This window comes from Diaphorobacter sp. LI3 (assembly GCF_022807955.1).
GTDB classification, from domain to species: domain Bacteria; phylum Pseudomonadota; class Gammaproteobacteria; order Burkholderiales; family Burkholderiaceae_C; genus Diaphorobacter; species Diaphorobacter nitroreducens.
This window is the reverse complement of the sequence record NZ_CP094346.1, coordinates 1,395,247-1,413,852: the sequence shown is the minus strand read 5'-3', so window position 1 is coordinate 1,413,852 and position 18,606 is coordinate 1,395,247. Positions and strand designations below refer to the sequence as shown.

Sequence of the window (18,606 nt, the reverse complement as noted above, 5' to 3'; positions counted from 1 at the left end):
GTGGTGCTGAAGGGCTGCGTCAGACGTGGGTGATGGAGATCGCGCGCGTGTTCAGGCACGCCTCCAGCGCCTCAGGGCCGCCCTCGGAACCGTAGCCCGAATCCTTGATGCCGCCAAACGGCAGCTCGGCCGAGGGCGTCGCGGGCTGGTTGATCCACAGCATGCCCACCTCGACGCGCTGGCTCAGCAGGTGCGCATTCTTGAGCGAGCGCGTGAACGCGTAGCCCGCCAGGCCGTAGGCGAGGCGGTTGGCCTCGGCGATGGCCGCTTCGAGCTGCGTGAAACCCTGCACGGCCGCGACGGGTCCGAAGGGTTCCTCGTTGAAGATGCGTGCATGGGTGGGTACGTTGTCGAGCACCGTGGGCGCAAAGAAGTTGCCCACCTCGCCCAGCCGCTCGCCACCCGTGCGCACCGTGGCGCCCTGCTGCACGGCATCGCCCAGCAGGTCGGCCATGGCCGCCACGCGGCGCGGGTTGGCCAGCGGGCCCATCTGCGTGCCCTCGGCCAGGCCGTCGCCCACCTTCAGGCCTTGGGCATGGCGCGTGAGCGCGGCCACGAAGTCGGCGCGCACGCTCTCGTGCACCAAAAAGCGCGTGGGCGAGATGCAGACCTGCCCCGCGTTGCGGAACTTGGCGCCGCCCGAGGCCTTGACCGCCAGTTCGATGTCCGCGTCCTCGCAGACGATCACAGGGGCGTGGCCGCCCAACTCCATGGTCACACGCTTCATGTGCTGGCCCGCCAGCCCCGCCAGTTGCTTGCCCACGGGGGTGGAGCCGGTGAACGTGACTTTGCGCACGATGGGGTGCGGGATCAGATAGTTGGAGATCTCGGCCGGGTTGCCGTACACCAGGCCCACCGCACCGGCGGGCACGCCGGCATCGGCAAATGCACGGATCAGCTCGGCCGGGCTGGCGGGTGTCTCCTCGGGCGCCTTGACCAGCACCGCGCAGCCCGCGGCCAGCGCCGCGCCCAGTTTGCGCACCACCTGGTTGATAGGGAAGTTCCAGGGCGTGAACGCGGCCACTACGCCCACCGGGTCCTTCACCACCATCTGGCGCACGGCCAGGTTGCGCGACGGCACGATGCGGCCGTACACGCGCATCCCCTCATCGGCAAACCACTCGATGATGTCGGCCGCGGCCATGGCCTCGACACGCGCCTCGGCCCGGGGCTTGCCCTGCTCCTGCGTAAGGATGGCGGCAATGGCATCGGCGCGCTCGCGCATCAGCGCCGCCGCCCGGCGCATGGTCTTGGCGCGCTCGATGGCGGGCGTGTCGCGCCACACCTCGAAGCCCTTTTGCGCAGCCGCCAGCGCACGGTCCAGGTCGGCAATGCCCGCATGCGCCACCCGCCCGATTTCCTGGCCCGTGGCCGGGTTGTGCACGGCGATGGTCTTGCCGCTCTCGGCGTCCTGCCATTGGCCGGCGATGAAAAGGCGCGTGTCGGGATAGGTCATGCAATGGGCTCCTGGGTGTCATGTCAAGAAAAATCGGGCGCCAGGCGCAGGGGCAAGACCCGCGCCGGCCGCAACTGGTCACTATAGAGTGCAACGCCCCGCGGCGCAGTCGCGTGGGCGCGAATCCCCACGCGCTCAGCTGGTGGTATCCCAACCCCCGCCCAGCGCGCGCACCAAGCCCACCGTGGCCACGTACTGCGCTGTGCGCACCTGCAGCGCCTGGCGGCGGTTGCGCAGCTCGCTGCGGCGCGCATCCAGCAACTCCAATTGGCTCACCAGACCGTTGCGGTAGCGCGAATCGGACAGCTGCGTAGCGCGCGCCGCAGAGTGCACGGCGCGGTCCTGTGCCTGCGCCTGGCCGGCCAGCAGGCGCAGCGCGCTGAGCTGGTCTTCCACCTCGCGAAAGGCCGTGAGCACCTGGCCGCGGTGGGCGGCGAGCGCCCCTTCCAGCCGGGCGCGCGCACCCTCCTCCTGGGCGGCGCGCTGGCCGCCATCGAAGAGCGGCAGCGACAGCAGCATGCCAATGCCCCACGAACGCGCCGACCACTTGAACAGATCGCCCAGCTCTGGCGATGCAAAGCCCGCGCTGCCCGTGAGTGCCAGCGCGGGAAACCACGCCGCCTGCGCCACGCCCACGCGTGCCTGCGCCGCCAGCACCGCGGCCTGGGCCGCAGACACATCGGGCCTGCGCGCCAGGACCGTGCTGGGCACGCCGGGCGGAATCACCGGCAGCGCGGCCTCGACCGCCGCCGGTGGCAGCGAGAAGCCCGTGGCCACGTCGCCCACCAGCACGGCCAATGCATGCCGTAGCTGCGCCTGCTGGCGCTCCAGCGCCAGTGCCTCGGACTCGGTGGCCGCCACCTCGGTCTGCACGCGCGCCACGTCCAGTTCCGCCACGTCGCCCGCCTGGTAGCGGCGCTGCGTGAGGTACAGCGTGCCGCGGTAGGCTTCCAGACTCTCATCCACCAGCGCGCGCTCCGCCTGCAGCGCACGCAGTTGCAGATAGGTCTGTGCCACGTCGGCCTGCACCATCAGCCGCGTGCTCTGCAGCAGCGCGGCGCGGGCCTGGGCGTCCAGCCGCGCCGCATCGCTGGCGCGCGCCAGCCGGCCGAACAGATCCAGCTCATAGGACACGCCCAGCCCCGCCGTTGCGAGCGTGGCAGGCTGCGTGCCATTGGTGGTGGTCACACCGGCCTGGCGTGAGACGCCGGCGTTGGCGCCCACCTGGGGCGCGCGCTCTGCATCTGCCGAGCGCAGCAGCGCGCGCGCCTCGGCCAGCCGGGCCGCAGCCTCCTGCACGCTGGTATTGGCCTGACCAGCGCGTTCGACCAGATCGCTCAGCACCGGGTCCTGAAAACCCAGCCACCAGGCACCGCGGGGCTGTGCCTCCGCGGGCGCCGCAGTCGTCCAGGCCGGGGCACCCTCCGTCGCCGCTGCGCTGAAGGCGGCGGGCACGGCAACGCCCGCGTGTTCCGGCGGCGGCGCCAGCGGCGCGCCCATGCAGCCTGCCAGCACCAAGGCCGCGGCCAGCGGCGCCAGCCGCGCGGGGAAAGCAAGGGAAAGCATCGTCATGGGGAATTCCTTTTTCATTCGTGCTGCCCGCGCGGCGCGGCCGGCAGGGGACGCGCCGCGGCACCAACACCGGTCTTTTCGATCAATGGCGCGGTATGGCTGCCGTGCTGCTGCAGCGGGCGGTTACCGGCCATGCGGCGCAGCGCCACGTAGAACACGGGGGTGAGGAAGAGGCCGAAGGCCGTCACCCCGATCATTCCGGCGAACACCGCCACGCCCATCGCGCTGCGCATCTCGGAACCCGCACCGGTGGACAGCACCAGGGGCAACACCCCCATCACGAAGGCCAGCGAGGTCATCAGGATGGGCCGCAGCCGCAGGCGGCTGGCCTCAATGGCGGCCTGCACCGGCGTGCGGCCGGAAAACTCCAGCTCGCGCGCAAACTCCACGATCAGGATGGCGTTCTTGGCCGACAGTCCTACCAGCACGATGAGCCCGATCTGCGTGAACACGTTGTTGTCCCCGCCGCTGAGCCAAACGCCCGTCATGGCGGCCAACAGGCCCATGGGCACGATCAGGATGATGGCGATCGGCAGCGTGAGGCTCTCGTACTGCGCGGCCAGCACCAGGAACACCAGCAGGATGGCGATGGGGAACACCAGCACCGCAGAGTTGCCGGCTAGGATCTCCTGGTAGGTCAGCTCGGTCCATTCGAAGGAGATGCCCTGGGGCAGCGTCTCGGCGGCGATGCGCTCCACCGCCGCCCGCGCCTGGCCCGACGAGTAGCCGGGCGCCGGACCGCCGTTCACGTCGGCCGACAAGAAGCCGTTGTAGCGCATGGCACGCTCGGGGCCGAAGCTGGGCTCGATCCTCATCAGCGCCGACAGCGGCACCATCTCGCCCGTCGTGGAGCGTACCTTCAGCAGCGCCACATCTTCTGCGCGGGCACGGAAGGCCGCGTCGGCCTGCACGCGCACGCTGTAGGTGCGGCCGAACTGGTTGAAGTCATTGGCATACAGGCTGCCCAGGTAGATCTGCAGCGTATCGAAGATGTCCGTGACCGGCACACCCAGCTGGCGTGCCTTGGTGCGGTCGATGGCGGCATAGAGCTGCGGCACGTTGACCTGCCAGCTCGTGAACAGGCCCGTCAGCTCGGGCGTCTGGTACGCCTTGGCCATGAAGGCCTTCACGGCCGCGTCCATGGCCTCGTAGCCCAGCGACGCACGGTCCTCGATCTGCAGCTTGAACCCGCCCGTGGTGCCCAGCCCCGCCACCGGCGGCGGCGGAAACATGGCGATGAACGCATCCTGGATGCCGCCGAATGCCTGGTTCAGCTGCCCGGCCACCGCCCCACCGCTCTGGTCGGCGCGCGTGCGCTCGGCGAAGGGCTTGAGCGTGGCGAACACGATGCCCGCGTTGGAGCTGTTGGTGAAGCCGTTGATCGACAGGCCCGGAAACGCGATGGCGTCTTCCACGTTGGGGTTCTTCTTCATGATTTCCCCCATGCGGCGGATCACGTCGTCGGTACGATCCAGCGTGGCGCCGTCGGGCAGCTGCGCAAAGCCGATCAGGTACTGTTTGTCCTGCGCCGGCACAAAGCCGCCCGGTACGGCCTTGAACAGGCCCCAGGTGACGCCCACCAGGGCCAGGTAAATGGCCAGCATCAGCGCCTTGCGCCCCACCACGCGGCGCACGCCGCCGCTGTAGGCCTGCGAGCCCCGGTGGAACACGTGGTTGAAGCTGCGGAAGAAACCGCCGAACACACGGTCCATGCCGCGCGTGAGCGCATCCTTGGGCTCGTGGTGGCCCTTGAGCAGCAGCGCGCTCAACGCTGGCGACAGGGTGAGCGAGTTGATCGCCGAGATCACCGTGGAGATGGCGATGGTCACCGCGAACTGGCGGTAGAACTGCCCGGTGAGGCCGCTGATGAACGCCAGCGGCACGAACACCGCCACCAGCACCAGCGCGATGGCGATGATGGGCCCGCTCACTTCGCGCATGGCGCGGTAGGTGGCCTCGCGCGGGCTCAGCCCTGCCTCGATGTTGCGCTCCACGTTCTCCACCACCACGATGGCGTCGTCCACCACGATGCCGATGGCCAGCACCAGTCCGAACAGGCTCAAGGCGTTGATCGAGAAGCCCAGCAGGTGCAGCACGGCGAACGTCCCCACCACCGACACCGGCACGGCCAGCAGCGGAATGATGGAGGCGCGCCAGGTCTGCAGGAACAGGATCACCACGATCACCACCAGCGCCACGGCTTCCAGCAGCGTCTGGATGACGGATTTGATCGACGCCCGCACGAACTGCGTGGGGTCGTAGGCGATGCGGAACTCCACGCCCTCGGGCATGTTCTTTTGCAGCTCTGCCATGGTGGCGCGCACGTTGGTGGAAATGTCCAGCGCGTTGGACCCCGGCGCCTGGAACACGCCCATGCCCACGGCCGGGTCGTTGTTGAGTAGCGAACGCAGCGCGTAGTCGGCCGCGCCCAGCTCCAGCCGGGCCACGTCGCGCAGACGGGTCACCGCGCCATCCTCGCCGGTCTTGACGATGATGTCGCCGAACTCTTCCTCGGTCGTGAGACGCCCCTGCGCGTTGATGGACAGCTGCAGGTCCACGCCCGGCAGGCCCGGCGATGCGCCCACCACGCCGGCCGCGGCCTGCACGTTCTGACCGCGGATGGCGGCCACCACATCACTGGCCGAGAGGCCGCGCTGCGCGACCTTCTGCGGGTCGAGCCACACGCGCATGGAGTAGTCGCCGCCGCCAAAGATCTGCACCTGGCCCACGCCCTGGATGCGCGCGAGGCGGTCCTTCACATTGAGCACGGCGTAGTTGCGCAGATAGTCGATGTCGTAGCGGCCGTTGGGAGAGACCATGTGCACGACCATCGTCAGGTCGGGTGCGCTCTTGACCGTGGTCAGCCCCAAGCGGCGCACCTCTTCCGGCAGCCGCGGCTCGGCCTGCGAGACGCGGTTTTGCACCAGTTGCTGCGCCTTATCCGGGTCGGTGCCCAGGGCAAAGGTCACGGTGAGCGTCATCACGCCGTCGGTCGTGGCCTGGCTGCCCATGTAGAGCATGCCCTCCACGCCGTTGATGGATTCCTCCAGCGGCATGGCCACGGTCTCGGCGATCACCTTGGGGTTGGCGCCAGGGTAGGTGGCGCGCACCACCACGGAGGGCGGCGCGACCTCGGGGTATTCCGAGATCGGCAGCGCGCGCAGCGCGATCAGCCCGGCAAGAAAGATGAGCACCGACAGTACGCCCGCGAAAATCGGGCGGTCGATGAAGAAGCGGGACAGGTTCATGGTGAAGGTCCTTCGTTGCGCCGCCCCCTCAGGCAGCGGGCTGCTTGGGCGTGGCGCGCGCCTGCGCGCCGTTGCCGTCCAGTTCGGCCTTGGCGGCCATGGGCACCTCCTGCGGCGCCACCTGCACGCCGGGGCGCACGCGCTGCAGGCCATTCACGACAATGCGCTCGCCGGCCTTGAGGCCCGAGGTGACGACGCGCAGCCCATCCACGTGCACCCCCAGGTGCACTTCGCGGTATTCGGCCTTGTCGCCCTCGCCCACCACCATCACGAACTTCTTGTTCTGGTCCGTGCCCACGGCGCGCTCGTTGATGAGCACGGCCGAGGAGCGGTGCGCCTGGCCCATGCGGATGCGTGCGAACTGGCCCGGCATGAGCGTGCCGTCGGCGTTGTCGAACACCGCGCGCACGCGCACCGTGCCGCTGCGGGCATCCACCTGGTTGTCGATGAGTTGCAGGTGCCCCACGTGCGGCGTGCCACCCGTGGTGCCCGTGCCCATCTGCACCGGTATGCGGTCCACCGCGGCACGTGCGTTGCCACTGGAGCGCGTGCTGGTGCGCAGGTCTTCCAGCGCACGCGCAACCACCTGCTCGTCAGTGTCGAAGCTCGCATAGATCGGGCTCACCGAGACCAGCGTGGTGAGCACCGGCGCGCCGGCCCCCGCCGCCACCAGGTTGCCCACCGTGACCTCGATGCGGCCCACCCGCCCCGCGACGGGCGCGCGCACCTGCGTGTAGCCCAAGTTCAGCCGCGCGGTCTGCAGCGCCGCCTGGGCCGCGCGCAGGTTGGCCTCAGCCTCGCGCTGGGCGTTGGCACGCTCGTCGTGCTCGCGCTGGGCAATGGCGCGCTCTTCCCACAGGCGCGTGGCGCGCTCCATCTCGCTGCGGGTGTAGGACACGCGGGCCTGCGCGGCGACGACCTGTGCCTCCGCCCGGTCCACCTCGGCCGCGTAGGGCGCAGGGTCGACGGTGAAGAGCAGGTCGCCCTGCTTCACCAGTGCGCCCTCGCGGAAATGCACTGCCTGCACGGCGCCCGCCACACGGGGGCGAATGTCCACGCGCTGCACGGCTTCCAGCCGGCCGGAGAACTCGTCCCACAGCGCAATGTCCTGCTGCAGCACGGCCGCCACCGAGACCGGCATGGCCTGCGGGGCCGTGCCAGCGGCGGGCGCCTCGGCATGCGAACTTTGCAGGCCCAGCACGGTTCCCCCGGCTACGGCCACGGCAAGGGACACGCCGGCGGCGGTCCACCAGCGGCGACGGGACGACGAGAAAAATGGTGAATTCATGGTGATTCCTCCAGGCCTTTCGGCAATCAACGACAGGCCGCTCGCAGTGCGCGGCGGCAGATTCAGGCAAGGCTTTCTCCTCCGGCACGCAAAGCCGGAACAACAGGGGCGGCGGGAACGCCGGGTTGGCGCTGGAGCGGGCTCGGCGCGCGGAAACTCACCGCAGGTGAGAATCAGGCGCCTCGCCCCTCCCTAAAGCCTGTACAGGGGCTGGATCACAAGGCTCAGCTCGATGCCGGACATCGCGTGGCCTCAAAGAAAAGCCGGAACTGCTCCTGCACCTGCACCGCGCAGGGGCAGGGATTCGTTCCGGGTTGCAGCAGGGCGTCGGGCCACTGCGCCGCCTGGGTGAAGACATGCCGCTTGACCGCAAGCCCCGCCGCTTCCAAGCGCGCGGCGTAGGCCAGCGCCTCGTCGCGCAGCGGATCGGTGTCGCCCACCAGCACCAGTGTGGGCGGGAGACCCGCCAGCCGCTGCGCGGTACCGGGCACGGCGTAGGGATGCTCGGCATCGCGCGCGCAGCGGAAAAACTTCAGCCAGCCATCGGCCCACTTGCACGCCGTGGCTTCGCCCGTGGCGGCGCGCAGTGACGGGGTACCCACGCAGGGGTCCAGCATGGGCGACAGCAGGATCTGGCCGGCCAGCGGTGGATGCGACTGGTCGCGCGCCATCATGCTGATGCCCGCCGCCAGGTTGCCACCCGCCTCCTCGCCCGCCAGATACACGAGCGCACCCGGCCCCGCCAGGCGCGAGCGGTGCTTGAACGCCCACTTGAGCACGGCGTAGCCGGTCTCCAGCGGCTGGGGAAACGGATGCGCCGGTGCCAGCGGGTACGCCACCGACACCACCCGCGCGCCCGCGGCCTCCAGCAGCCCACCCACCGTGCAACCGTTGTCGAGGTCACCCGACACGAATGCGCCACCATGGAAATGCACCACCAGCGGCGACGTCTCGCCAGCTTTCTTGCGTCCGTACATGCGCACAGCCACCTGCTGCTCCGTGGCCACCTCAATGGTGGTGTCGGTGCAGAGGGAGGGCGATGAAGGACGGGTGCTCTGGATCATGGTTGGGTTGGCCGGCAAGTCCGGTTGATGGGAAATGTAGCGAGGCGGGCAGTGCCGATAAATGGTGCATCTTTCACCGCACTGTTTCCCAATGCCGAACAATCGGCGCGCACGGTGCGTGTGAAAATCCGTCGGCCTCACAAGGGACAAGAGAAGGAGAAGCACATGGACCAGATACAGGCCATGCGCATATTCGCGCGGGTGGTCGAAGCTGGCACCTTCACGCGCGCCGCCGATTCATTGCAGCTGCCCAAGGGCACCGTGACCAAGCACGTCCAGGCGCTGGAAGAGCGCCTGCGCGTGAAGCTGCTCAACCGCACCACGCGCCGCGTCACCGTGACGGCCGACGGCGCCGCGTTCTACGACCGCACCGTGCGCCTGTTGGCCGACTTCGACGACATCGAAGCCAGCATGAGCCAGGCGCGCGCCAACCCGCGCGGGCGTCTGCGCGTGGACGTGGGATCGTCGGTGGCGCGGCTGCTCATCGTGCCAAACCTGGCGCAGTTCCAGGAGCGCTACCCCGACATCCAGATCGACCTGGGCGTCAGCGACCGCACCGTGGACCTCATCGGCGACAACGTCGACTGTGTGATCCGCGGCGGCGAGCTGGCCGACCAGTCCCTGGTGGCGCGGCGCATCGGAAACCTGGAATTCATCACCGTGGCCGCGCCCGCCTACCTGGAGCGCTTTGGCGTGCCCGCGCACCCTCTGGACCTGGAGCGCAGCCACCGCACCGTGATCTACTTCTCGCCCGTCTCGGCGCGCCGCTATCCGCTGGAGTTTCACAAGGACGGCGAGGTGATCGAAACCTCGGGCCCCTCTCACCTGGCCGTGAACGAGAGCAACGCCTATCTGAATGCCCTCGTCGCCGGCCAGGGCGTGGGGCAGATCACTACCTTCCAGGCCCAGCAGCACTTCGAGCGCGGCGAACTCGTGCGCGTGCTGCCCGACTGGTCCCACCCCCTGCTGCCCGTGTACGTGGTGTATCCGCCCAACCGCCATCTGAGCGCCAAGGTACGCGCCTTCGTCGACTGGGCTGCGGAGCTGTTTGCCAACGAGCCGCTGCTGCAACACCAGTAGAGGCAATTGCTATATTTTTAATAGCTGTTAGCGCTTACCAAATAAGCGCTAGAGGGCAATTTCCTTCAAACCAACGTTCGTGAGCGGCAAGCGCGTATGCTCGCCGTCCATGACCGACCAACCTGCAGCGCCCGCCCCACAACCACCCGCACAGCCCCGCAATCCGCTGCACGGCATCACGCTGGAGGCGATGGTCGTGGCGCTGCAGCAATACTTCGGCTGGGAGGGTCTGGCCAGCCGCATTCCCGTGCGCAGCTTCCAGAGCGACCCCAGCGTCGCCTCCAGCCTCAAGTTCCTGCGCAAGACGCCATGGGCGCGCGAAAAGGTCGAGGGCCTGTACCTGTTCATGCTGCGCGAGCAGCGGCGCAACGCATCGCGTTGACCGCGGGGACGGCCGCACTGGCGAACGTGCACGGCAGCTGGCGCACGCCGGCGCGCGGCTCGTCGCAATGCGCTGGAACGCCGACGGGCGGGCCGGCACAGTGGCTCCACGGACGGCATGGTGCCGCCGGCAGTGTCCCCACAGGAGCCCTCATGAACGCCTTGCATACGCTGACCTCGCAGGTCCCTTCCACGCGCCGCCCCTTGCTGCGCGGCGCCATCGCCAGTGCCGTACTGGCGCTGGCCGGCACCGCCACCACGGGCGCGCTGGCCCAGGTGCCGCAGCACACCCCCGCGCCCTCGGCAGCGCAGACGCAGGTGACCGCCATGCCCCATTCCACCCACGACCGTACCAACGCTGTCGGCCGCACACGCGCTGAAGTGATTGCCGAACTGCAATGCGCGCGCGAGTCGGGCGAGCTGGAGGCCAGCGTGCTGGCCCAGTACGGCCTGGTGCCCCCTGCCCGCCAGGGCGCGCGCGCGAACTGCGCGCAAGACGCCCAGAGCCGCCAGATGGCACAGGGCCAATAAACACCCCCCGGAGCCCGGGCCCGGAAGTGGCGGTCAGTCCGCCGCGGGCGCGAGAAAGTCCCTGCTGATGCAGCCGCCGAGTTCGTTCACGCGGTCCAGGAACTGCGTAAGGTAGGCATGCAGGCCGGTGGCCAGGATTTCGTCGATGCGGCCGTAACGCAGATCGGACAGCAGGCGTCCGGCCCGCCGCTCGGTCTCCCCCGAATGCTCATGCGCGACGGCGGCCAGGTTGTCCACCACCTCGTGCATGCTGGCATGCAGCGAACGCGGCATGTCCCGCCGCAGCATGAGCAGGTCGGCCACGCGCTCGGGCGTGATCACGTCGCGGTACACCTTGCGGTAGACCTCAAACGCCGAAACGCTGCGCAGGATGGCGCTCCAGTGGTAGAAGTCGGCCTCGGGCGTAGAGCGGCGGGCATCACCCGCCAACCCATGAAAATCGCTCTGCACCGCATGGAACTTCACGTCCAGCAGCCGCGCCGTGTTGTCGGCGCGCTCCAGGAAGGTGCCCAGGCGCAGGAAGTGAAACGCCTCGTCCTGCAGCATGGTGCCCAGCGTGACCCCGCGCGACAGGTGCGAGCGGTACTTGACCCATTCGAAGAACTGCCCGGGGTCGCGCTCGAAGGCCCCCTCGCGCAGCTGGCGTGACAGCTCCAGCCAGGTCTGGTTCAACGTCTCCCACACCTCCGTGGTGAGGGCACCGCGCACGGCGCGCGCGTTCTCGCGCGCCGCGCGCAGGCACGCGGCGATGGACGACGGGTTGCCCTCGTCGCACACCATGAACCGCAGCACACCCGTGGCCGTGATCGCACCCTGCCGCGCGGTGTAGGCGGGAATCAGCTCACTGATCGACAGCAGCCCGCGCCAGCCCTCCTGCGCCTGGGCATCGGACTGCGGCAGCAGGGAGGTCTCGTAGCTGACGTTGAGCATGCGGGCGGTGTTTTCTGCCCGCTCGGTGTAACGGGACATCCAGAACAGGTGATCGGCAGTGCGGCTCAGCATGTGGCCTCCTCGGCTTGGGCGGGCAGCAAACCCCGCACGCGCTGCGCGCGCCCGCCGTGTTGTGGCGCAAGCCCGCCTGCGGCGGACCTGTCTGCCCGCTCGGTGTAACGGGACATCCAGAACAGGTGATCGGCAGTGCGGCTCAGCATGTGGCCTCCTCGGCTTGGGCGGGCAGCAAACCCCGCACGCGCTGCGCGCGCCCGCTGTGTTGTGTCGCAAGCCCGCCTGCGGCGGACCTGTCTGCCCGCTCGGTGTAGCGGGACATCCAGAACAGATGGTCGGCAGTGCGGCTCAGCATCTCATTGACCTCCATCCTCATCCCCTAGCACCCAGGTGTCCTTGGTGCCGCCGCCCTGCGACGAGTTGACGACGAGCGAGCCCTCCTTGAGCGCCACGCGCGTGAGCCCGCCGGCCACCATCTGCACTTTCTGTCCACTGAGCACGAAGGGCCGTAGATCGATGTGGCGCGGCGCGATGCCCGCATCCACGTAGGTGGGACAGGTCGAGAGCGAGAGCGTGGGCTGGGCGATGTAGCCCGCGGGATTGGCGATGAGCGCGGCGCGGAAGGCCTCGATCTCGGCGCGCGTGGCCGCGGGTCCGATGAGCATGCCGTAGCCGCCCGCGCCGTGCACTTCCTTGACCACCAGCTCCGGCAGATGCCCCAGCACGTACTGCAGGTCTTCAGGGCGGCGGCACATCCAGGTGGGCACGTTGGCCAGGATGGGCTGCTCGCCCAGGTAAAAGCGGATCATCTCGGGCACGTACGGGTACACCGACTTGTCGTCCGCAATGCCCGTACCCACGGCGTTGCAGATGGCCACGTTGCCCGCGCGGTAGGCCTGCATGAGCCCCGCGCAGCCCAGTGTGGAGGTGGGCCGGAACACCTGTGGGTCGAGGAAGTCGTCATCCACGCGCCGGTAGATGACATGCACGCGCTGCAGGCCGCGCGTGGTGCGCATGTAGACGACGTTGTCCTTGACGACCAGGTCCTGGCCTTCGACCAGCTCCACGCCCATCTGCTGCGCGAGGAAGGCGTGCTCGAAATAGGCGCTGTTGTGCATGCCGGGCGTGAGCACCACCACGGTGGGGTCGGCGCTGCTCCAGGCCGGCGCGCTGGCACGCAGCGTGTCCAGCAGCAGGTCGGGATAGTGCGCCACGGGGGCCACCTTGTGCAGCGCAAACAGCTCGGGAAACAGCCGCATCATCATCTTGCGGTTTTCCAGCATGTATGACACGCCGGACGGCACGCGCAGGTTGTCCTCCAGCACGTAGTGGATGCCCTCGCCATCCGCGCCCGGCGCGCGCACGAGGTCGATGCCCGCGATGTGCGCGTACACGTCCTGCGGGACGTCCAGGCCCACCATCTCGGGACGGAACTGCGCATTGGCCAGGATCAGGTCGGCAGGCACGATGCCTGCGCGCAGGATGTCCTGGCCGTGGTAGATGTCGTGGATGAAACGGTTGAGCGCCGTGACACGCTGCACCAGGCCGCGCCGCATGCGGCGCCATTCCTGCGCGGGGATGATGCGCGGAATCAGGTCGAAGGGGATCAGCCGCTCGGTCCCGGCGCCCTCCTCGTCCTTGTCGCCATACACGGCGAAGGTGATGCCCACGCGGCGGAAGATCACCTCGGCCTGCGCGCGGCGGGCCTGCATGGCATCGGCCGGCTGCTGCGCCAGCCACTGGCCGTAATGCCGGTAGTGCGCCCGCACGTCGCTGCCCCCGAAGGGCAGCACGGTGTACATCTCGTCGAACTGCTGCATGCGGCGTGCCTCCTGACCCCAGGATAGCAAGTTGCAGGCCCGGCAACGCTACGGCTGCGGCAAAAGTGACGCCTCGGGCACGCGGTGGTGCCAGTAGCGCCGCGTGGCCTCTCGTTCACAGTGCACGGCCAGCGGCGCACCGGATACCCAACGCGCCGCACCGCAGGGCGGCGACTGCACGAGCAAGACGCCGCGCTGCCGGTAGCGCGCCGCCACGTCGGGCGCGGGGTGGCCGAAGCGGTTGCGGTAGCCAGCCTGCACCAGCGCGGTGCGCGGCTGCACGGCATCCAGGAACGGCGCGCTGGACGAGCTCTTGCTGCCATGGTGCGGCACCAGCAGCAGGTCTGCCGCCAGCGCGGCACCACCATCTACCAGCGCCTGTTCCTGCGCGCGCTCGATGTCGCCCACCAGCAGGGCCACCGCACCGCCGGTGTTGTCACTGGTCCGCGCGGCTGCGATGCGCAGCACACAGCTCGTGGCGTTGGACGTCGGCGCACGGGCGCCCGGCACATCGCCCGCATCGCGCGGCGGGTGCAGCACTTCGAAAAGCACGCCGTCCCAGTTCCAGTGCTGGCCTGCCAGGCAAGGCTCGGCGGGCCGCAGGGCCTGCAGTGCATGGTCGGCCTCAATCGACCCCAGCAGGCGTGCCTGCGGCTGTTGCGCCAGCACTGCCGCGGCACCGCCGGTGTGGTCGGTATCGCGGTGGCTCAACACCAGCAGGTCCAGCCGTTCGCCCAGCGCGCGCAGCAGGGGCACCAGCACGCGCTCGCCCGCGTCGCTGTCCTGGTGGTAGCGCGGGCCGGCGTCGTACAGCAGCGCATGGCGCGCCGTGCGCACCAGCACGGCCTGGCCCTGGCCCACGTCGGCGGCCAGCAGCTCGAACTGCCCCGGCTGCGGGCGCGCGGGCTGCCACCACAGCGCCGGCAGCAGCAGCGCAAGGCCCAGGGCACGTACGCCCCACGGCAGGCGCAGCGCCAGCAATACGCCGCCGGCCACGGCTGCCGCGCCGGCCCACAGCGGGGCCATGGGCAAAGCGACCTGCGCCCAGGGCCAGGCTGCCAGCCACTGCAGCAACACCGACAACGCCTGCACGCACCACGCCGCCGCCTGCCACAGCGGCGCCCACAGCACCCCCAGCAGCGCCAGCGGCGTGACCACCAGCGTGGTCCACGGAATCGCCACCAGATTGGCCAGCAGCCCCACCAGCGCAACCTGCCCGAACAGTAATAGCGTGAGGGGCGTGAGCGCCAGCGTCACCACCCACTGTTCACGCAGCAATGCATAAAAACGGCCTGTAACGCCCACTGGATAAGCGCGAGCAGCTCCCAAATCGGTAGCAAACAGCACGGCCACGGCCACAAAGCTCAGCCAGAAGCCCGGCTGCAGTAGCGCCCACGGATCGACCGCCAGCACCACCGCGCAGGCCAGCAGCCACACCTGCGGCCAGGGCCAGCGCCGCCCCGACAGGCGCAGCAGCGCCACCGTGGCCAACATGCACACCGTGCGCTGCGCGGGCACGCCCCATCCGCTGAAGAGCGCATAGGCAGCGGCCAGCAGCACACCGCCCACCAACGCCGCCGTGGGCGCGGGCACGGCCAGGCACAGGCGTTGCGAGCGGCGCCAGGCCCGGTCCAGCAGTGCGGCCGCAAGCCAGGCAAACAGCGTGATGTGCAGCCCCGAGATGCTCATGAGGTGGGCCACGCCCGTGGCGCGGAACACATCCCAGTCCGCCCGCTCGATGGCGCGCTGGTCGCCCGTGACCAGCGCCGCCACCACCCCGGCCGCACGCTGGCGGGCTGCATCCTGCGCAGGGTCCACCAGCGTGCGCACGATGGCGTCGCGCACCCGCTGGCGCAGTTGCTCCACGGGGTGGCGCCAGGTGGCGCCCAGCCGCTCAGGCGGGCCGTGCAGCGCATCCAGCCGCGCGCTGGTGCGCACATAGCCCGTGGCCTGCACCCCTTGCTCCCATAGCCACAGCTCGTAATCGAAGCCGTGCGGATTGCGCCCGCCGTGCGGCGCCTTCAGGCGCACGGTCAGGCGCCAGCGTTCACCGGCGCGCACAGCGGGCGGAGGACTGTCCGCGCCTGCCTCACCACCCAGCCCGCCGGCATACCAGGTCAGGTCGATGAGCGGCGGCACACGCACGGGCGCACCGTCCAGTTGCGCCGCCTCCACTTCCAGCCGCAGGCGCAACCCGGTCTCGCGCGGCTGCGGCATGGCGGCAACCACGCCCGTCACGCGCAGATCACGCCCCTCCAGCGCCGGCGCCAGAGACTGCTCCAGGAAGACCGCAGCGCGCATGCCGCACAGCCCGTACATCAGCACCGCGGCCAGAATCGCCACGCCGCTGCCGTGCCAGCGGCGCGGGCCGCGCACACCGGCCCACCAGGCGCCCCCCCCGGCCGCCAGCAACGCGCCAACCATCAACCCCGCATAGGACGGCCAGGGCCACAGCGCAGGCTGCTGCAGTTGCAGCGCCACACCCAGCACCCCCGCAGCCAGCGCAACGGGCAGATGCCAGGCCCGCACCACAGACACGCGAGCGACCGGCACGCGAGCGGACGCCGTCGCCACCCGCGCGGCGGTGCTCCCTCCCTGCTGGTGCTGTGGCCCTTCGGGCGCCCACTGGTCCATGGCCGCATGCTATGCGAACGCACGCGATGGGTGCTCCGCCGGCGTGGCGATGTGCAACACTCGCCCGGTCCCACGCCGCGTCGGCGGCCGTGGGCGCGTTTCCCGGGCCGTGCCGCGCCCGCCCTCGTTTTCAAGGATTGCCATGAGCGTTTACGACAAGCTGAAGGAACTCAACATCACCCTGCCCCCCGTGGCCGTGCCCGCCGCCGCCTACGTGCCCTATGTGCAGACCGGCAACCTGGTGTTCCTGAGCGGCCACATTGCCCGCAAGGACGGCAAGCCCTGGGCCGCGCAGTTCGGCCGCGACATCACCACCGAGGAAGGCAAGGCCGCCGCACGCGCCGTGGCCGTCGACCTGCTGGGCACGCTGCATGCCGCCACCGGCGGCGACCTGAACCGCGTGCAGCGCATCGTGAAGGTGATGAGCCTGGTGAACTCCACGGGCGGCTACACCGAGCAGCACCTGGTGACCAACGGCGCCAGCGAACTGCTGGGCGAAGTGTTCGGCGACAAGGGCAAGCACGCGCGCAGCGCCTTTGGGGTGGCACAGATCCCCATGGGTGCCTGCGTGGAGATCGAGTTGATCGCCGAGCTGGCCTGAGCCGCGCACCGCGTTCTTTCCCAGCCTCCCGCGTGCGCTCGTCGCGGCATGCGGAAGGTGAAGGAGCCAGCCCCGCGCGCCCGCGTGGCAAGCAAGGCGCCCCGTCAGCGCAAGGCGTGCGACCGCACGCGGATCAGAAGGACTCCCAATCGTCCTCACCACCTTGGGCCAGGGCCGCAGGCCGTGCGGCGGCGGCAGGTGCAGCAGCCGCACGCAGGGGGGCCGCCACACGCTGCGCCGGCGCCCGTGCCGGCACTGCCGCCGCGCGGGGCGCGGCGGGTGCCTTGCCCACAGGTGCCACCGGCATGGGACGTGCCTGTGGAGCGGCCGGCACGGGGCGTGCGGCTGACGGCACAGCAGCTACCGCGCCATCGATGCGGAATGCTGCCACCACGCGCGTGAGGTGATCGGCCTGCTCGCGCAGGCTTTGCGCCGCGGCGGCGCTCTCCTCCACCAGCGCCGCGTTCTGTTGCGTCATCTGGTCCAGTTGACCCACGGCCTGGTTCACCTGCGAGATGCCTGCGCTTTGCTCGGTGGCGGCGGCGGTGATCTCGCCCATCATGTCGGCCACGCGCTGCACCGACTGCACCACCTCTTGCATGGTGGAGCCCGCGCTGTGCACCAAGCGCGAGCCGCTTTCCACGCGGCCCACCGAGTCGCTGATCAGGTCCTTGATCTCCTTGGCGGCCGATGCCGAACGCTGCGCCAGGTTGCGCACTTCGCCCGCCACCACGGCAAAGCCCCGGCCTTGCTCACCGGCGCGCGCCGCCTCCACGGCCGCATTCAGCGCTAGGATGTTGGTCTGGAAGGCGATCCCGTCGATGACGCCGATGATGTCGGCGATCTTGCGGCTGCTGTGCTGGATGTCGTCCATGGTGGACACCACCTCCCCCACCACGCTGCCGCCGCGGCGCGCCACGTCGCTCGCGCCGCCGGCCAGCTGGCTGGCCTGGCCCGCCGTCGCCGCGCTGTGCTGGACGGTGCTGGTGAACTCCTCCATGGCCGCGGCGGTTTGCTGCAGGTTGCTGGAGGTGGATTCGGTGCGCGCGGACAGGTCCTGGTTGCCGGTGGCGATCTGCGCGCTGGCCACGGCAATGCTGTCGGTGGTGTGGCGCACCTCCTGCACCATGCGCGCCAGCGAGTCGCGCATGCCGGCCAGCGAGCGCAGCAGCTCGCCAAATTCATCGCCACGCTGCACATCCACCGCCTGCTCGCGCAGGTCGCCGTCCGCCACGCGCGCCGCGAGCGCGTTGGCCTCGGCCAGCGGGCGCTGGATGCTGCGGATCAGGAAATACGCCCCCAGAACGATGGCCGCGAGCATCATGGCTGCGGCCGCGGCCGCCAGCTTCACCGTGAGCATGCGCGTGGCGGCCATCTCCGCCTGACGCGCCTGGGCGGTCTGCTCCTGCATGCGCACGAAATCCTGCAGCGTGCCCAGATAGGTGGCCACGGCGGGCACGTAGGACTGCTGCGCCAGGCGCACCGCCTCGTCATGGCTGCCGGCGTCCTTGAGCTGGCGGGCCTGGTTGCGCAGATCGATCATGGCCTTGCGCGCGGTGGCGATGCGCCCCATCTGCTCGCGGTCGGCGGGCGTGAGCGCCATGGCTTCCAGCCCCTTTTGCAATTCGCTGATGCGCGCCGAGGTGGCGGCAATGTCGCCCTTGAACGCCTGCTCCACCACGGCGTCGGTGCTGAGCACCAGCGCCAGCGTGCGGGCCGCATTGGTCTCGGTCAGGCCGGCCCAGCGTGTGGCCGTCTGCACGCGCTGCGTCATCTCGCGGCTCAAGGCGTCGGATTCGGCCTGCGCCCTGGCAGAGCGCACACCAGCCACGCCCACGACGGTCAGTTGGGCGAGCACGATGCAGCCCACGGCGAGCCAGAGTTTGTGGGAAATGCGCAGCGATCTCATGGGGTGGGCTCCTGGAATTCGTTATGGCGGGGTTGCGAGAATGCTACCAAACGCAACAAAGAAGCCCCGCCGCCCAC

At 69.8% G+C, this 18,606-nt stretch carries 15 protein-coding genes; 4 read left to right on the top strand and 11 right to left on the bottom strand.

Going from position 1 to position 18,606, the window contains the following annotated elements; genetic code table 11:
* Positions 1–19 precede the first annotated feature (19 nt).
* From MRB47_RS06555 to MRB47_RS06535, 5 genes are all read right to left on the bottom strand, one after another.
* A complete protein-coding gene (locus MRB47_RS06555; RefSeq protein WP_252102252.1) occupies positions 20–1,456 on the bottom strand; it encodes an NAD-dependent succinate-semialdehyde dehydrogenase in 1,437 nt (478 codons plus the stop codon).
* Positions 1,457–1,591: 135 nt separating this feature from the next.
* Positions 1,592–3,028 carry an efflux transporter outer membrane subunit gene (locus MRB47_RS06550; RefSeq protein WP_252102251.1) on the bottom strand — a complete coding sequence of 479 codons (1,437 nt, stop codon included), beginning with the start codon at positions 3,026–3,028 and terminating at the stop codon, positions 1,592–1,594.
* Positions 3,029–3,042: 14 nt separating this feature from the next.
* Positions 3,043–6,276 carry an efflux RND transporter permease subunit gene (locus MRB47_RS06545; protein WP_252102250.1) on the bottom strand — a complete coding sequence of 1,078 codons (3,234 nt, stop codon included), beginning with the start codon at positions 6,274–6,276 and terminating at the stop codon, positions 3,043–3,045.
* Positions 6,277–6,304: 28 nt separating this feature from the next.
* Positions 6,305–7,564: an efflux RND transporter periplasmic adaptor subunit gene (locus MRB47_RS06540; protein ID WP_252102249.1), complete on the bottom strand. Its 1,260-nt coding sequence runs from the start codon at positions 7,562–7,564 to the stop codon at positions 6,305–6,307.
* Positions 7,565–7,788: 224 nt separating this feature from the next.
* Positions 7,789–8,628 (bottom strand): alpha/beta hydrolase, encoded by an 840-nt coding sequence (locus tag MRB47_RS06535; protein WP_015912669.1) that lies wholly within the window; start codon positions 8,626–8,628, stop codon positions 7,789–7,791.
* Positions 8,629–8,793: 165 nt separating this feature from the next.
* Here MRB47_RS06535 and MRB47_RS06530 point away from each other — a divergent pair, with 165 nt between their 5' ends.
* The 3 genes from MRB47_RS06530 (at position 8,794) to MRB47_RS06520 (ending at position 10,620) form a co-directional block, all read left to right on the top strand.
* Entirely contained in the window at positions 8,794–9,708 is a 915-nt protein-coding gene (locus MRB47_RS06530) for a LysR family transcriptional regulator (RefSeq protein ID WP_088887450.1), read from the top strand.
* Positions 9,709–9,817: 109 nt separating this feature from the next.
* Complete coding sequence (locus tag MRB47_RS06525) at positions 9,818–10,090, top strand: VF530 family DNA-binding protein (protein WP_252102248.1); 273 nt, start codon at positions 9,818–9,820, stop codon at positions 10,088–10,090.
* Between the two features lie 152 nt (positions 10,091–10,242).
* The gene (locus MRB47_RS06520) at positions 10,243–10,620 is read left to right on the top strand and encodes a hypothetical protein (protein ID WP_252102247.1); all 378 of its coding nucleotides are present in this window, start codon (positions 10,243–10,245) and stop codon (positions 10,618–10,620) included.
* A gap of 33 nt (positions 10,621–10,653) precedes the next feature.
* On the opposite strand, the gene MRB47_RS06515 is transcribed toward MRB47_RS06520, so the two are convergent.
* From MRB47_RS06515 to MRB47_RS06495, 5 genes are read right to left on the bottom strand one after another with little or no spacing between them, the layout of a single operon-like run.
* On the bottom strand, positions 10,654–11,622 hold the full coding sequence (locus MRB47_RS06515; protein ID WP_011804459.1) for an alpha-E domain-containing protein: 969 nt from the start codon (positions 11,620–11,622) through the stop codon (positions 10,654–10,656).
* A complete protein-coding gene (locus tag MRB47_RS06510; RefSeq protein ID WP_015912665.1) occupies positions 11,616–11,771 on the bottom strand; it encodes an alpha-E domain-containing protein in 156 nt (51 codons plus the stop codon). Before MRB47_RS06510 ends, MRB47_RS06515 begins: the two co-directional genes overlap by 7 nt.
* Positions 11,765–11,920, bottom strand: a complete 156-nt coding sequence (locus MRB47_RS06505; protein WP_252102597.1) for an alpha-E domain-containing protein — start codon at positions 11,918–11,920, stop codon at positions 11,765–11,767. The genes MRB47_RS06510 and MRB47_RS06505 overlap by 7 nt, the downstream gene beginning before the upstream one ends.
* 1 nt (position 11,921) lies before the next feature.
* Positions 11,922–13,385, bottom strand: coding sequence for a circularly permuted type 2 ATP-grasp protein (locus tag MRB47_RS06500; protein ID WP_047349598.1), 1,464 nt, complete (start codon positions 13,383–13,385; stop codon positions 11,922–11,924).
* Positions 13,386–13,433: 48 nt separating this feature from the next.
* Positions 13,434–16,019: a DNA internalization-related competence protein ComEC/Rec2 gene (locus tag MRB47_RS06495; protein WP_252102246.1), complete on the bottom strand. Its 2,586-nt coding sequence runs from the start codon at positions 16,017–16,019 to the stop codon at positions 13,434–13,436.
* Between the two features lie 142 nt (positions 16,020–16,161).
* On the opposite strand from MRB47_RS06495, the gene MRB47_RS06490 reads away from it, so the two are divergent.
* Complete coding sequence (locus MRB47_RS06490) at positions 16,162–16,620, top strand: RidA family protein (protein WP_252102245.1); 459 nt, start codon at positions 16,162–16,164, stop codon at positions 16,618–16,620.
* Positions 16,621–16,753: 133 nt separating this feature from the next.
* Here MRB47_RS06490 and MRB47_RS06485 read toward each other — a convergent pair whose 3' ends face one another.
* On the bottom strand, positions 16,754–18,529 hold the full coding sequence (locus MRB47_RS06485) for a methyl-accepting chemotaxis protein (protein ID WP_252102244.1): 1,776 nt from the start codon (positions 18,527–18,529) through the stop codon (positions 16,754–16,756).
* Positions 18,530–18,606: the final 77 nt, after the last annotated feature.